Consider the following 13,423-nt stretch of genomic DNA (forward strand, 5'->3'; position numbering starts at 1 on the left):
GGGGCTAGCGGGCGGCGGAGCGGATTAGGGGGAGGGTGCGGTAGGGGATTTGTTCGGCCAAGGCGATGATGGTGGAGGCGCGGCGGATGCCCTCGCAGGCGACGATCTGGTCGATCACCCGCTGAAGGTCGGTGTTCGACCTCGCCACGATGCGGCAGAGCAGGTCGCTGGAGCCGGTGATGGTGTGCGCCTCCAGCACCTCGGGGATGGCGGCCAGGTGGGTGGTCACCGGGTCGTGGCCGTGCCGCTGGCTGATCTCCAGGGTCACGAAGCTGGTCACCCCGAAGCCGATCGCGGCCGGGGAGATGTCCGGGCCGAAGCCGCCGATGACCCCCCGGTCGACCAGCTTGTCGAGCCGGGCCTGAACGGTGCCCCGGGCCACGCCGAGCCGGCGGGAGCACTCCAGCACCCCGATCCGCGGCTCCTCGGTCAGCAACTCAACCAGTCGCGCGTCCAACCCGTCCAGCTGTACATCCTGACCAGCGATCATGGTGCTTCACTTTACCAAATGCACAACCTGACCAGCATTTTGACGAACTGTTGCCCAACCGGCGGCGGCACCGCGATCCTCCCCACATCAGTACAACGACGGCGGCCCACGCGGCCGGCCGGTACGCAAGGGAGGCCATCATGACCCAGGCGATCGACCGACCCGAATCGACCGAGAATGTCGACGTCGACGCCCTCGTCGGCGCGGTCGACCACGACATCACCCGGGACCCGTTCCCGGTCAAGGGGCTCGACCACGTGCACTTCCTGGTGGGCAACGCCAAGCAGGCCGCCCACTACTACTCCACCGCGTTCGGCATGACCTGTGTGGCGTACCGGGGTCCGGAGCAGGGCTACCGGGACCACGCCCAGTACGTGCTGACCAGCGGCTCGGCCCGGTTCGTGCTGACCGGCGCGGTCCGCCCCGACGCCGAGGGCGCCGAGCACGTGGCCAAGCACAGCGACGGCGTCTCCGACATCGCGCTGGAGGTGCCGGACGTTGACGCCGCGTACGCGTACGCCACCGCCCAGGGCGCGACCGGCCTGGCCGAGCCGCACGACATCGCCGACGAGCACGGCACCGTCCGGATGGCGGCTATCGCCACGTACGGCGACACCCGGCACACCCTGGTCGACCGGTCCCGCTACACCGGCCCGTTCCTGCCCGGCTTCGTGGCCCGTGGGCCGATCGTGGACCGGCAGCCGATGATCGACGCCGGCCTCCAGCCGAAGCGGTTCTTCCAGGCCGTCGACCACGTGGTCGGCAACGTGGAGCTCGGCAAGATGGAGGAGTGGGTCGAGTTCTACAAGCGGGTCATGGGCTTCAGCAACATGGCCGAGTTCATCGGTGACGACATCGCGACCGACTACTCCGCCCTGATGAGCAAGGTGGTCGCGAACGGCACCCGCAAGGTGAAGTTCCCGCTCAACGAGCCGGCCATCGCCCGCAAGAAGTCGCAGATCGACGAGTACCTGGAGTTCTACCAGGGCCCGGGTGCCCAGCACATCGCCGTCGCCACCAACGACATCCTGGCCAGCGTGGACGCGATGCGGGCCGCCGGCGTCGAGTTCCTGGAAACCCCGGACTCATACTACGACGACCCGGAGCTGCGCGCCCGGATCGGCAAGGTACGGGTGCCGATCGAGGAGCTGAAGGCGCGCAAGATCCTGGTCGACCGGGACGAGGACGGCTACCTGCTCCAGATCTTCACCAAGCCCGTGCAGGACCGGCCGACCGTCTTCTTCGAGCTGATCGAACGGCACGGCTCCCTCGGCTTCGGCAAGGGCAACTTCAAGGCCCTGTTCGAGGCGATCGAGCGGGAGCAGGAGATCCGCGGCAACCTGTAACACTGTCCGCGTGACGCAGCCTGCCCCGAGCGCGTTTCCGCCGCCCGCCGGACCCCCGCCGGCGGGCGGCGGCTTCGCGCCCCCCTCCGGGCCGCCGTACGTGCCCCCCGCGCAGTACACCCCGCCGCCCTACGACGGCTTCTGGCAGCTCTGGGACAAGCCCTGGCAGCAGTGCCTGCACGACAAGTTCGCCGGAACCGTCGTCGTTAAGGTTGCACCGTGAGCGATCGCAGCGAGGAACGCCCGTGAGCGTGCAGCCCGGCTGGTACGTCGACCCCGCCGACCCGGAGACCCGCCGGTACTGGGACGGCGAGGGCTGGGTCGGCGCGCCGATCCCCGTCGACGCCACACCGCCCGAGGGTCCCCCGCCGCCCGAGCCGACACCCGCCACCGAGCCGGCACCCGCCGCACCCGAGCCACAGCCGGGCCAGCCGGCCGCACCCGAGCCACAGCCGGGGCAACCGGCCGCCGGGCCACAGCCGGGGCCCGGGTGGCCGGCCGGTGGCCAGTGGCCGGGGTACCCCGCCGCGCCGGGACACCCGCAGGGGCCACCGCCGGGCTGGCCGGGACGGCTGCCCGCGCCGCGCCCGCACGGGCTGCCGCTCGCCTCGTACGGTGCCCGACTGGCCGCCCGCCTGATCGACTTCGGCCTGGTGTTCCTACTCAACGCGGTGGTGAACGGCTGGTTCGTCTATCGCTACAGCCAGGAGGTCGCGCCGTATCTGCGCGAAGCGCTACGCCGATCGTTGGCCGGCAACACCTCCACCGAGGGGTTGCCGACCATCGGCGAGCAGGCCGGCGGGCTCATGATCGCCATCCTGGTGATCGCCACCGCGCTCTGGTTCGCGTACGAGGTGCCCTCGATGGCCGCCCGTGGCCAGACCCTCGGCAAGCGGGTGATGCGGGTACGCGCCCTGCCGGTCGAGGCCGACCAGCCGCTCGGCTTCGGTCGGGCCACCCGACGGTGGAGCACCCTCGGCATGCCCACCCTGCTCTGGTACTGCTGCGGCTTCGGCCTGCTGCTGCAGTTCCTCGACGCGATCTCCCCGCTCTTCGACCAGCCGCTGCGCCAGGCACTGCACGACAAGCGGGCGCAGACCGTGGTGGTCCAACTGCCCCGTGAGCACAAGCGCCACGCCACACCGGACACCCGTACCACCCCGCGCGACCGCGCCAATCCCCCGGGAGACACCCCATGACCGAAACCGGACGTCACCAGCCTTCGCTGCGGCTGACCCGCGCCGACCTGGACGCGCTGCCGACCTACGTGCCCGGGCGCAGCCCCGCCGACCTGGCCCGCGAGCTGGGCCTGCCGGAGGCGATCAAGCTGGCCAGCAACGAGGTTCCCTACGGACCGCTGCCGGGCGTGGTGGAGGCGGTCACCGCGGCGGTGGCCGGTTCGCACCGCTACCCCGACATGGGCGTGGTGGCGCTGCGCCAGGCCCTCGCCGAGCGGTACGGCGTGGACGCCGACCGGCTCGCCACCGGCTGCGGCTCGGTGGCACTGGCCGAGCACCTGGTCCGGGCCACCTGCCTGCCCGGCGACGAACTGCTCTACTCGTGGCGGTCGTTCGAGGCGTACCCGATCATCGCGGCGACCAGCGGCGCGACCAGCGTGCGGGTGCCGAACGACGCCGGCCACGGCCACGACCTGGCCTCGATGGCGGCGGCGGTGACCGACCGGACCCGGATGATCCTGGTCTGCAACCCGAACAACCCGACCGGCACCGCCGTCCGCAGGGCGGAGTTGGACCGGTTCCTCGACGCCGTGCCGGACGACGTGCTCGTGGTGATCGACGAGGCGTACCGGGAGTTCGTCACCGACCCCGAGGTGCCGGACGCGCTCGGCTACCTGGACCGGCCCAACGTGGCGGTGCTGCGCACCCTCTCCAAGGCGTGGGGGCTGGCCGGCCTGCGGGTCGGCTGGCTGGCCGCCGCTCCGGCCGTGGCCGCGGCCGTGCGCAAGGTCGTCACGCCGTTCTCCACCAGCATGGCCGCCCAGGCCGGTGCGCTGGCCGCGCTGGCCGAGGCCGACGAGGTCGAGCGGCGCTGCGCGCTGGTCGTCGCCGAGCGGGACCGGGTCACCGAGGCGGTGCGCAAGCTGGTCCCCGACGTGCCGGCCAGCCAGGCCAACTTCGTCTGGCTGCCGTTGGGCGAGCGGGCCGTGGAGTTCGGCAAGGCCTGCGAGGCGCGCGGCGTGATCGTCCGGCCGTTCGCCGGCGACGGGGTCCGGGTCACCATCGGCACCCCGGCCGAGAACGACGCCTTCCTCGCCGCCGCCGAGTCCGCCCTCACCTGAGATGCAAGGAGGGGCCCCTTGTTAACGCCTGGCGTTGTATAGGGGCCCCCTCCTAACACCTGGGCCGGTGCGGGCGGCTTACGTGGCGACGAACAGCACCGGCTCGGGCACCAGGAAGTACGCCTGGTCGCCGTCGCCCGGGACGCTCCCCTCACGGGCCCGCTCCACCGCCACGTAGCCGCCCATGGCGTACGCCCGGCCGGGCTGCCAGTCGATCCCGTCGTGGCCGATGGTCAGGGCGAAACGGGAGCGCTCGGCACCCGTGGCCGGGTCGACGGTGACCAGATCCCGCCGCTCGGTGAGCAGATGCACCCGGCCAGGCTCGACCGCGATGATCCGCACCGGGCCGAGGTCTGCCCGGCGCCACAACTCCGCGCCGGTACGCGCGGACCGGCCGGTCACCACGCCCGCCGAGGTGCCGACGGCCCGATCGCCGTCGAGCGCGGTGTCCGCCCCGTCGAGCCCCGGCGCGGCCTGCGGGGTGCCGGGGCCGACCAGCCAGCCCCGGCCGCTGCCATCCGCACCCGAGATACGCAGCCCACGGCAGCCAAAGCGGCCCTGCTGGCAGCCGACTGGCGTCATGACGAAAACGTCCGGAGCGTTCGGCGGACGCCAGCGGGTGCGGAGGGCCCCGGTGACGGCATCCCGAAACTCGACCGTCTCCGGCCCGGCGCACTTCGCCAGCCCGAGCACCTCGCCGTCGGCGGTGGTGCCCGCGGCACCCACGCAGCCCTGCTCCCGGTCGACCCGCCAGAGACGGCGGCCGTCGACCAGGTCGTATCCGCCGAGCTCCCGGGCACCCGCCACGACCAGCACGGCCCGACCGGTCGGGGTGCGGGCCACGGAGAGGCCGGACGGTTCCCAGACCGTCGCTGCGTAGGTGCGGCGGGGTTCCGGCAGAACGCCCGGGCCCGGCCCGTCGGCCCGCCAGGCGACCCGCCCGGTTCGGGCGTCCAGCGCCACCAGTTTCCCGTCGGACCAGCGGCTGAGCACCGTGGTTCCGTCGGCCACCACGCCACTCAGCCGCGCCGGCCAGCGCCGGTACGACCAGTACGGGGTGACCCGGTGGCCGCGGTCGGCCGGCTGGTCGGCGTACACCTGACGGGCGGCCGCGTAGACGCGGAGCCGGCCGTCCACGATCAGCGGAGCCGCCGGCAACCGGCCCACCACCCCGACGGTCGGCGTGACCGGCGGCGGGTAGTCGGCCCGGGCAACCGTCTCGACCTCGGCCGGAGCGAGCACCCGGTACCCGACGGCCGCGACCGCCCCGGCGCCGAGCAGCGCCGCGACCACTGTCGCGACCACCCGCCGCCTCTTCGGGAACCTCATTGCCGTACCTCCGGTCGGCACCCTACCGACGGCGGCTGCGGTTGGCCTGGTGAGGTCGCGCCGGGCTCAGGCGGCCAGCGCGGAGGCCGGGGGGCAGGCGGCACCGGCGAGGTCGGCAAGGTCACGCCGGAACGCGGCCTCGACCGCGCGGGCCGCCAGCCCGCCGAAAAACAGGGCGAGGACCCGACCGTACGGGGCGGTGGGCGTCGCCTCCTGCCGCACCGTGACGGCGGTGCAGACCCGGCGGCGCCGCTGCGCCGTACGCAGGGTCCAGGTGATCTGGTAATCCATCCCGGCGCCAGCCGAGGTGAGCACCAGGCGCTGGGGCGGGACGGCCTCCAGCACGACGAACTCCTCCGCCTGGGCGCACCCGTCCGGCCGGGTCCGAGTCTCGCGCCAGCTGGTGCCGGTCGCGAGGCTCCCCGGCGTGAGCAGCTCGACCGTGCCGACCGTGGAGAGCCATTCGGCGCGGGCCGGCACATCGACCAGCAGCCGCCAGAGATCGACGGCGGGCGCCTCGATGAACTGGGTGACCGCAACCGTCGACATGGCACCTCCTGTGTCTCCCACCGTACGGGGAGTGAGGGCACGACGGGACCCCGGCGGCGGAAATACCGCCGCCGGTGGCCACTTCAGCGAGGTGGCGGGTCGTCTGCTCCCCGGCCACGAGGTCAGACCCGGAACCGACCGCCCTGGATCGCCTCGACAAAGGCGGACCAGCCCAGCGGGCTCACGGCCAGCGTTGGGCCGGACGGGTCTTTGGAGTCGCGTACCGCGACCACGCCGGCCGTTCGAACCAGGTTGTCCGCCACCTCGACGCACAAGCCCTGATCGTTCGAGCGGCTGCTGGTACGCCAGATGGCGCCCGTGAGATCGGTCATGCTCGGTGCCTCCTTCTCCGCTGGGACGTTCCCGATGACGGGCCGGCGGCACCGTGCCGCGCCGCCGGCCCGGGCCGCCGCGCAAGCCGGCGACGGACCCGGCACGCTCAACGCGGATGCGCAGAACCCCGGTCGCACAGCGGGTGCGACCGGGGTTCCGCGTACGGGAGGCCGGTTCAGCGGGGCGGGAGAATGGTCCCGGTAACCTCGCCGAGGGCGATGGTGGAGCCGTCCGCGCCGGGGGCGGTGGCGGTGATGGTGACGGTGTCGCCGTCCTCCAGGAAGGTCCGGGTGCCCCCGTCGGCGAACTTGACCGGCTCGCTCCCACCCCAGGTCAGCTCCAGGAACGAGCCGACCTGGCCGCGCTGCGGGCCGGACACGGTGCCGGAGGCGTAGAGATCACCGGTACGCAGCGACGCGCCGTTGACGGTGAGGTGGGCGAGCTGCTGGGCGGGCGTCCAGTACATGGTGGCGAAGGGCGGCTCGCTGACCCGTTCGCCGTTCCACTCCACGGCCAGGGCCAGGTCCAGCCCGAGGTGCGGGACGTCGCGCAGGTAGTCCTGCACCGGCGGGTCCTGGTCGGGGGCGGGTACGAAGGCTTCGGCCAGCGCGTCCAGCGGGGTCACCCAGGCTGCGATCGAGGTGGCGAAGGACTTGCCCAGGAACGGGCCGAGCGGCTGATATTCCCAGGCCTGAATGTCCCGGGCGGACCAGTCGTTGACCAGCACCACACCGAAAACGTGGTCGGCGAAGTCCGCGATGGCGACCCGGTCTCCGAGCCGGCTCGGCACCCCGACCACGAAGCCGACCTCGGCCTCGATGTCCAGGCGTACGGAGGCGCCGGTGGTCGGGCCCTGCGCGGTGGCCCGCTGCCCGGTGGGGCGGACCACCGGGGTCCCGGAGACCACTACCGTGCCGGCCCGGCCGTGGTAGCCGATCGGCACGTGCTTCCAGTTGGGCAGCAGCGGCGGCTGGCCCGGTCGGAAGATCTGCCCGACGTTGCCCGCATGGTGCTCGGACGAGTAGAAGTCGACGTAGTCGGCCACCTCGAACGGGAGCAGCAACTCCACCTCGCGCAGCGGCACCAGCAGCGGCTCCACCGCCGGGCGGTGCGCGGCGTCGGTGAGCAGCTCGGTGACCCGCTGCCGGACGGCGGTCCACTGCGGTCGGCCGAGCGCCATGAAAGCGTTGAGCGTGGGACGGCCGAGCGTCCCGGCGGCCGCTACCAGCCCGCCGGCCTCCGCCCCGGCCAGGTTCAGCACGAAGTCGCCGATGCGTACGCCGATCCGCGGTTCGCGGTCGCCGTGCCGGAACACCCCGTACGGCAGGTTGGTCACCCCGTACGGCGAACCGTCAGCACCCGTCACCCAGGTCATTTCTCAAGGCTCCCGTTCATCAGGCCAAGCCGGATCAGGTCGGTCAGTGGTTCGGAGATGCTGCACGAGCCGTACCCGACCCAGAGGGGGCGCTCGGCGTCCCGGTGCGCCCGGACCAGCTCGACCACGCGTACCGCGTCGGTGGCGGCGAGCAGGTCGGCGACGGCGTCCACCTCCGCACCCCCGGCGGCGGCCAGGGCCGCGGCGAGCACGTTGACGAAGCCGTGGTGGGTGAAGCCGGTCTCCGGGTCCCGGTGGCGGATCGCGTGGTGCAGCCCGGCGGTCAGCTTGAACGGCAGCTCCCGATCGCGGCAGGCGCAGATCACCGCGGCCAGCTCGACCGGGGTGGGAAAGAGCTCGGCGGCGAGCCCGCCGGTGCGGAACTTGGCCGCGATCGGCAGCCCGCCGGCCCGCGCCTGTGCCACGGCGTCCAGGGCGCCCATCAGCCCGAAGGTCAGCGGGATCTCCGCGTAGACCGGAATGTCGCCCAGCCGCTCGGCGAGGGCGACCAACTCGGCCAGCCCGGGCTGCGGATCCTCGCCCCGCTTGGCGACCGGCGCCTCGACCTGCCTGGCGATTACGCCGTCCGGAGCCAGGACCGACAGCGCGGTCGGCAGCCGCTCGATGCCGGTGTCGCCGATCAGCCCGATCACGAAGCCCGCGCCGAGCAGCCCGCTCAGCCTGCCGGCGGCGAATGCGGAGGCGGGCAGCAGCAGCGGGCCGACCAGGTCGGAATACCAGGCGGCGCGGTGCCGGTGGTGGGCGGTCACCGCGTCCGGCGGCGACGCGCTGCCGGGCGGGAAGACCGCAGCGTCATCGACCAGGCCGGAGAGGAGGCGGGGCACCTGCGTTGACACGAGACAAGAATGTACGGGACGCTACGAGGAACGGACAACAGCGTCCGATTATCGGACGCCACCGCCCGGAGAACGGGACATATCGGGAGGCGAAATGCCGTACTACCGCAATTTCGGCGAAGTGCCACGCAAGCGCCACACCCAGTTCCGTCAGCCCGACGGCAGCCTCTACGCCGAGGAACTGGTCGGCCAGGAGGGCTTCTCCTCCGACTCGTCGTTGCTCTACCACCGGTACGCGCCGACCGCGATCGTGGCCGCCGAAGAGTTCACCCCGCCCGCCTTCACCCGGGTGCCGAACCTGCCGCTGAAGCCGCGCCACCTGCGTACCCACAAGCTCGACGGGGCCGGCGCGGACCCGGTGCTCGGCCGGCAGTACCTGCTCGCCAACGACGACGTACGGATCGCGTACGTGCAGGCCGACCGGCCGTCCCCGCTGTTCCGGGACGCCACCGGCGACCACTGCCTCTATGTGGAATCGGGGTCGCTGCGGGTCGAGTCGCCGTTCGGCGTGCTGGACGCGGTGGCCGGCGACTACGTCATCATTCCCACCTCGACCATCCACCGGCTGGTGCCGACCGGCGACGAGCCGACCCGACTGCTCGCCATCGAGGCGGCCGGTCACGTCGGCCCGCCCAAGCGCTACCTGTCCGTGCGCGGGCAGTTCCTGGAGCACTCGCCGTACTGCGAGCGGGACGTACGGGGGCCGGACGTGCCACTGCTGGTCGACGACGAGGACGTCGAGGTGCTGGTCCGGCACCGGCGCGGATGGACCCGCTACACGTACGCTCACCACCCGTTCGACGTGGTCGGCTGGGACGGGCACCTCTACCCGTGGGCGTTCTCCATCCACGACTTCGAGCCGATCACCGGGCGTATCCACCAGCCGCCGCCCGTGCACCAGACCTTCCAGGGTCCGAACTTCGTCATCTGCTCGTTCGTGCCGCGCAAGGTCGACTACCACCCGGACGCCATCCCGGTGCCGTACAACCACCACAACGTCGACTCGGACGAGATGCTCTTCTACACCGGCGGCAACTACGAGGCCCGGCGCGGCTCCGGCATCGAGCAGGGCTCCATCTCGCTGCACCCGTCCGGCTTCACCCACGGCCCGCAGCCGGGAGCCGCCGAACGCTCGATCGGGGTGGACTTCTTCGACGAGTTGGCGGTCATGGTGGACACCTTCCGCCCGCTCGACCTCTGCGACGCCGCGTCCACCTGTGAGGACGACGCGTACGCCTGGACCTGGGCGCGGCGCGGCTGACGGCACACCTCCTGCCGTCCATGTCGGACAGCCGACTCCGCAGCACCTTGATGCTTCAGCCAGTGACCTGGATCATCTTCGCCACCAACCCCACCAAGGTCCGACCCGGACCGGTTGACGGAGGAGAAGGATGGAACGAGGCAGGGCAGTGCAGGCTGGTGCGACGGCGCTCGTGGTCGCCGTACTGCTGACCGCGTGCGGGCCGGAGGACGTCGACCAGGGCACCCGGGAGGCGGTGGACGGGGCCGCGTCGGCCGGCGTCAAGCCGGACGTAAAGCCCGCCGGTGCAGGCACGATCGACATGGTGATCACGGGCGACCTCCCCCGGACCGAGCTGCGCGAGTCGATCACGGACACCTTCGGGGAGCACTGCCGGCTGGGGCGTACCCCGCCGTTCACCGGCGGGCGGGGCGCGGACGTGGTCAAGTCGACGGTGGCCATGGGCAACGAACCCGCCGTGGCGCTGAAGGTGTGGTCGCCCCGGCAGGCCGAGGCCGGCGAGTTGCAGGGCGACCCCCAGGTGATCGTCGAGCTCGACCTGGAAACCGCATTCGTCACGACGCTGCCCGCCGGGGCGGTCGAGGGCAGCACGCTCCGGCTCGACCTGGACCTGCCCGGCGTCGACGCGCACGCCGGAAAGACCGCTCACGTGGCCGGCACGGTCACCTGCGCCGCCGGCTGAGACCGGCCCGGACAGCGGCCGGGCACCACGAAGCAGCGGACTCGGCTAGTCCGCCGCCGCCTCGTACAACAGGGCCACCGCGATGCCGGCCAGCCCCTCGCCGCGCCCGGTGAAGCCAAGGCCGTCGGTGGTGGCGGCGGAAACCGTGACCGCCGCCCCCACCGCCGCCGAGAGCACCCGCTGCGCTTCCTCCCGGCGCGGGCCGATCTTGGGCCGGTTGCCGATCACCTGGACCGACACGTTGCCGATCCGGAAGCCGGCCGCCCGGACCCGCCGGGCGCTCTCGGTGAGCAGTGCCACGCCCGAGGCCCCCGCCCACTCCGGCTGGTCGACGCCGAAGTTCGCGCCCAGGTCACCCAGCCCGGCTGCGGAGAGCAGGGCGTTGCAGGCGGCATGCGCCGCCACGTCGGCGTCCGAGTGACCGGCCAGGCCGTCCTGGCCCGGCCAGTGCAGCCCGGCGACCCAGCACGGCCGCCCGGCCTCGAAGGCGTGCACGTCCGTGCCGATGGCCACCCGAGGAACGATCATGACCCGAGCGTACGCGGCATGCGCGCTCCTCCTCACCGAGTGCGCCCCTGGCACCCGCCCACCTCACGAAAAGAGCGTCCTTACACAGTCTTTCACCATGTGTTTCCGTTTTTCGGTATAGTCACTCTCGACAGCGCCAGTATTTTCGTCGAAATAACTGCAACCTTGTTGGATCTGCCCGCCTTCTCGCTGGACATACACATATTTTTCTTCCGGCTCGTCCCTGAAGATGACATAAGCGCGCGTTCTCTTTATGCCAGCATCCTTCTTCATTGAGTAGAACGCCTCGACGTCCAGCAACTCATCCGAACCGTAGCCAAGGTTGAGAAGGTGTTTCTCGGTTGCATTTTCCATCCACATGGAGCGCACCGGGTTTCCGTAAAATGCGTCATACGCGACCAAAGGGACGCCAAAGGCAACTCCAAGTAACGGCACAAGGAGCAAGCACCCGGCCCCGAAGGCGCGCACGTCCGCGCCGCTGACCACCCGAGAAACGATCATGACCCGAGCGTACGCGGCAACCCGTCGAGGGGCCAAGCTTCGGATTCTGGGTCGCACCGCTCGGCATTCCTCTGGCAAGCGGCACGATGTCGCCAGCGCGCACAACGCCCTGCGAGTTTCCGAAATCGTCTCGCGCACCACGATTCACTCCTCGCCGTGGACGTGCCGTTCCGTCTCGCTCAGATGATCGACATTCGTCAAATAGAACGATCATGATGCCGCCGCCTAGTTAATTGCGAACGAACGAGTCACAGAGATACATGGTCGCCGACCAGCGGCACGCATGTCGTGGTGCCTGCCCGACACTGGGGGCTCGCTTTTTACTCGCAGCGTCAAATCCCACCCGGAGGCACCGAAGATGCTCTTCGGCTGGACAACGTTGGCTGCACGACTGGTGAGGTGAACCGACTCCAGCGGTACGCCGTTCGCGACCGCCTTCGGCGGGCAACCGTGTCAACGACCGACCTCTGATCGGTGACGGCTCAACTGGTCGACACGCCGAGAAAGGCGCAGCCAGACCGTCACGAATCATGGCGGTCACCGCGCAGGTCAGGCGCCGGTGGTCAGCAGGTGCTCGGCCAGGGCCAGGTCGAACGGGCGGGTGACCTTGAGCGCGTACTCGGAGCCGGGGACGCAGACCACCGGCACCCCCTGCTTCTCCACGAGGCCGGCGTCGTCGGTGAGTAAATCCCCGGCGGCCTCGTGCGCGGCGGCCAGCACGGACCGGCGGAAGCCCTGCGGCGTCTGCACGGCTCGCAGGGCGGAGCGGTCCACCGTGCCGAGGACCACCTCGCCGGTGCCGACCTCCTTGATCGTGTCGACCACCGGCAGCACCGGGATCACCGCGTCGTGCCCGGCGCGGACCGCCCCGGCCACCGACTCGATCAACTCGGGCGGGGTGAGCGCGCGGGCGGCGTCGTGCACCAGGACGATCTCCGGCCCGGCCGGAACGGCGGCCAGCGCGGCGGCCACCGACGCCTGGCGCTCCGCGCCGCCGGCCACCACGGTCACCGGGGCGACCGGCGCGAGCATCGCCCGGACCGTCGTGACATCGGCGGCCGGGGCGGCCACCACGATGGTGTGCACCGAAGGTGCCGCCGCGATCCGGCGTACCGCGTGCACCAGCAGGGGCTCCCCGGCGAGCGGGCGGAGCGCCTTCGGGGCGCCGGGGCCGAGGCGTACGCCGGCACCGGCCGCAGGAACCAGGACCGCGACGTCACCGCGCGGATTGAGCTGCGCGGTCACGTCGCGGTCCTCGGATTTCCTTGCTATGGGATGGGTACGACGATGCGGTGCGGATCAGGCCTCGGTCAGCACCTTGTCGAGCAGCGTCTCCGCCTCGTCCTTGGTGCTCTTCTCAGCCAGCGCGACCTCACCGACGAGGATGTCGCGGGCCTTGGCGAGCATGCGCTTCTCACCCGCGGACAGACCCCGCTCCCGCTCCCGGCGCCACAGGTCGCGAACGACCTCGGCGACCTTGAGCGGGTTGCCGGAGGCCAGCTTCTCCAGATTCGCCTTGTAACGCCGCGACCAGTTGGTCGGCTCCTCGGTGTGCGGTGCGCGGAGCACGTCGAAGACCTTGCCCAGGCCCTCTTCGCCGACCACCTCACGCACACCCACGATCTCGGCGTTCTCGGCGGGCACCCGGACCGTCAGGTCACCCTGCGCGACCCTCAGGACGAGGTACTGCTTGGGCTCGCCCTTGATGACCCGAGTCTCGATTGCCTCGATGAGTGCGGCCCCGTGGTGGGGGTAAACAACGGTCTCGCCGACACTGAAAACCATAGGTTCGAAACCCCTTTCGCTGTGTCTAGGGTAACACGCTCAGGCACCGATGTCTCACGACTGTCCTGACCGTTGGCGCAGCTCAGGG

General features: G+C 71.4%; 16 protein-coding genes. 6 read left to right on the forward strand and 10 right to left on the reverse strand.

All coding sequences use genetic code 11. The annotated features are described in order from the left end of the window. Positions 1 to 4 precede the first annotated feature (4 nt). On the reverse strand, positions 5 to 490 hold the full coding sequence (locus ABZ671_RS10810) for an Lrp/AsnC family transcriptional regulator (protein ID WP_357854687.1): 486 nt from the start codon (positions 488 to 490) through the stop codon (positions 5 to 7). Between the two features lie 140 nt (positions 491 to 630). On the opposite strand from ABZ671_RS10810, the gene hppD reads away from it, so the two are divergent. From hppD to hisC, 4 genes are read left to right on the forward strand one after another with little or no spacing between them, the layout of a single operon-like run. Beyond that, the gene (hppD, locus tag ABZ671_RS10815) at positions 631 to 1,836 is read left to right on the forward strand and encodes a 4-hydroxyphenylpyruvate dioxygenase (protein WP_357854690.1); all 1,206 of its coding nucleotides are present in this window, start codon (positions 631 to 633) and stop codon (positions 1,834 to 1,836) included. A 10-nt stretch (positions 1,837 to 1,846) separates the two neighbouring features. Then, positions 1,847 to 2,059: a hypothetical protein gene (locus tag ABZ671_RS10820; RefSeq protein ID WP_357854693.1), complete on the forward strand. Its 213-nt coding sequence runs from the start codon at positions 1,847 to 1,849 to the stop codon at positions 2,057 to 2,059. 22 nt (positions 2,060 to 2,081) lie between these two features. Beyond that, entirely contained in the window at positions 2,082 to 3,035 is a 954-nt protein-coding gene (locus ABZ671_RS10825; RefSeq protein WP_357854696.1) for an RDD family protein, read from the forward strand. Further along, complete coding sequence (gene hisC, locus ABZ671_RS10830; RefSeq protein ID WP_357854698.1) at positions 3,032 to 4,135, forward strand: histidinol-phosphate transaminase; 1,104 nt, start codon at positions 3,032 to 3,034, stop codon at positions 4,133 to 4,135. Before ABZ671_RS10825 ends, hisC begins: the two co-directional genes overlap by 4 nt. A gap of 78 nt (positions 4,136 to 4,213) precedes the next feature. Here hisC and ABZ671_RS10835 read toward each other — a convergent pair whose 3' ends face one another. The 5 genes from ABZ671_RS10835 to ABZ671_RS10855 all read right to left on the reverse strand — a co-directional run bounded on the left by ABZ671_RS10835 (position 4,214) and on the right by ABZ671_RS10855 (position 8,578). After that, complete coding sequence (locus tag ABZ671_RS10835) at positions 4,214 to 5,464, reverse strand: PQQ-binding-like beta-propeller repeat protein (RefSeq protein WP_357854701.1); 1,251 nt, start codon at positions 5,462 to 5,464, stop codon at positions 4,214 to 4,216. Positions 5,465 to 5,530: 66 nt separating this feature from the next. Next, complete coding sequence (locus tag ABZ671_RS10840) at positions 5,531 to 6,013, reverse strand: SRPBCC family protein (protein ID WP_357854704.1); 483 nt, start codon at positions 6,011 to 6,013, stop codon at positions 5,531 to 5,533. A 122-nt stretch (positions 6,014 to 6,135) separates the two neighbouring features. Continuing rightward, positions 6,136 to 6,345, reverse strand: a complete 210-nt coding sequence (locus ABZ671_RS10845) for a DUF397 domain-containing protein (protein WP_357854707.1) — start codon at positions 6,343 to 6,345, stop codon at positions 6,136 to 6,138. A gap of 176 nt (positions 6,346 to 6,521) precedes the next feature. Next, positions 6,522 to 7,721, reverse strand: a complete 1,200-nt coding sequence (gene fahA, locus ABZ671_RS10850; RefSeq protein WP_357854710.1) for a fumarylacetoacetase — start codon at positions 7,719 to 7,721, stop codon at positions 6,522 to 6,524. Continuing rightward, positions 7,718 to 8,578, reverse strand: coding sequence for a hypothetical protein (locus ABZ671_RS10855; RefSeq protein WP_357854713.1), 861 nt, complete (start codon positions 8,576 to 8,578; stop codon positions 7,718 to 7,720). Before ABZ671_RS10855 ends, fahA begins: the two co-directional genes overlap by 4 nt. A gap of 94 nt (positions 8,579 to 8,672) precedes the next feature. Between ABZ671_RS10855 and ABZ671_RS10860 the strand changes: the two genes are divergently transcribed. Beyond that, a complete protein-coding gene (locus ABZ671_RS10860; protein ID WP_357854716.1) occupies positions 8,673 to 9,839 on the forward strand; it encodes a homogentisate 1,2-dioxygenase domain-containing protein in 1,167 nt (388 codons plus the stop codon). Between the two features lie 130 nt (positions 9,840 to 9,969). Beyond that, positions 9,970 to 10,521 (forward strand): hypothetical protein, encoded by a 552-nt coding sequence (locus ABZ671_RS10865; RefSeq protein WP_357854719.1) that lies wholly within the window; start codon positions 9,970 to 9,972, stop codon positions 10,519 to 10,521. Between the two features lie 45 nt (positions 10,522 to 10,566). On the opposite strand, the gene ispF is transcribed toward ABZ671_RS10865, so the two are convergent. From ispF to ABZ671_RS10885, 4 genes are all read right to left on the reverse strand, one after another. Next, positions 10,567 to 11,049 carry a 2-C-methyl-D-erythritol 2,4-cyclodiphosphate synthase gene (gene ispF / locus ABZ671_RS10870; RefSeq protein WP_357854722.1) on the reverse strand — a complete coding sequence of 161 codons (483 nt, stop codon included), beginning with the start codon at positions 11,047 to 11,049 and terminating at the stop codon, positions 10,567 to 10,569. 63 nt (positions 11,050 to 11,112) lie between these two features. Further along, entirely contained in the window at positions 11,113 to 11,550 is a 438-nt protein-coding gene (locus ABZ671_RS10875; RefSeq protein WP_357854724.1) for a hypothetical protein, read from the reverse strand. A gap of 549 nt (positions 11,551 to 12,099) precedes the next feature. Continuing rightward, the gene (gene ispD / locus ABZ671_RS10880; RefSeq protein ID WP_357854727.1) at positions 12,100 to 12,795 is read right to left on the reverse strand and encodes a 2-C-methyl-D-erythritol 4-phosphate cytidylyltransferase; all 696 of its coding nucleotides are present in this window, start codon (positions 12,793 to 12,795) and stop codon (positions 12,100 to 12,102) included. A gap of 54 nt (positions 12,796 to 12,849) precedes the next feature. Then, positions 12,850 to 13,335, reverse strand: a complete 486-nt coding sequence (locus ABZ671_RS10885) for a CarD family transcriptional regulator (protein WP_007073334.1) — start codon at positions 13,333 to 13,335, stop codon at positions 12,850 to 12,852. Positions 13,336 to 13,423: the final 88 nt, after the last annotated feature.

It is taken from the genome of Micromonospora sp. NPDC006766 (genome assembly GCF_040636055.1).
GTDB lineage: Bacteria > Actinomycetota > Actinomycetes > Mycobacteriales > Micromonosporaceae > Micromonospora.

What these genes read in the sequence shown, in the direction of transcription:
- ABZ671_RS10810 (WP_357854687.1), bottom strand. Translation starts at nt 490, where the DNA reads ATGATCGCTGGTCAGGATGTACAGCTGGACGGGTTGGACGCGCGACTG.
- hppD (WP_357854690.1), top strand. Translation starts at nt 631, where the DNA reads ATGACCCAGGCGATCGACCGACCCGAATCGACCGAGAATGTCGACGTC.
- hisC (WP_357854698.1), top strand. Translation starts at nt 3,032, where the DNA reads ATGACCGAAACCGGACGTCACCAGCCTTCGCTGCGGCTGACCCGCGCC.
- ABZ671_RS10835 (WP_357854701.1), bottom strand. Translation starts at nt 5,464, where the DNA reads ATGAGGTTCCCGAAGAGGCGGCGGGTGGTCGCGACAGTGGTCGCGGCG.
- ABZ671_RS10840 (WP_357854704.1), bottom strand. Translation starts at nt 6,013, where the DNA reads ATGTCGACGGTTGCGGTCACCCAGTTCATCGAGGCGCCCGCCGTCGAT.
- ABZ671_RS10845 (WP_357854707.1), bottom strand. Translation starts at nt 6,345, where the DNA reads ATGACCGATCTCACGGGCGCCATCTGGCGTACCAGCAGCCGCTCGAAC.
- fahA (WP_357854710.1), bottom strand. Translation starts at nt 7,721, where the DNA reads ATGACCTGGGTGACGGGTGCTGACGGTTCGCCGTACGGGGTGACCAAC.
- ABZ671_RS10860 (WP_357854716.1), top strand. Translation starts at nt 8,673, where the DNA reads ATGCCGTACTACCGCAATTTCGGCGAAGTGCCACGCAAGCGCCACACC.
- ABZ671_RS10865 (WP_357854719.1), top strand. Translation starts at nt 9,970, where the DNA reads ATGGAACGAGGCAGGGCAGTGCAGGCTGGTGCGACGGCGCTCGTGGTC.
- ispF (WP_357854722.1), bottom strand. Translation starts at nt 11,049, where the DNA reads ATGATCGTTCCTCGGGTGGCCATCGGCACGGACGTGCACGCCTTCGAG.
- ABZ671_RS10875 (WP_357854724.1), bottom strand. Translation starts at nt 11,550, where the DNA reads ATGATCGTTTCTCGGGTGGTCAGCGGCGCGGACGTGCGCGCCTTCGGG.
- ABZ671_RS10885 (WP_007073334.1), bottom strand. Translation starts at nt 13,335, where the DNA reads ATGGTTTTCAGTGTCGGCGAGACCGTTGTTTACCCCCACCACGGGGCC.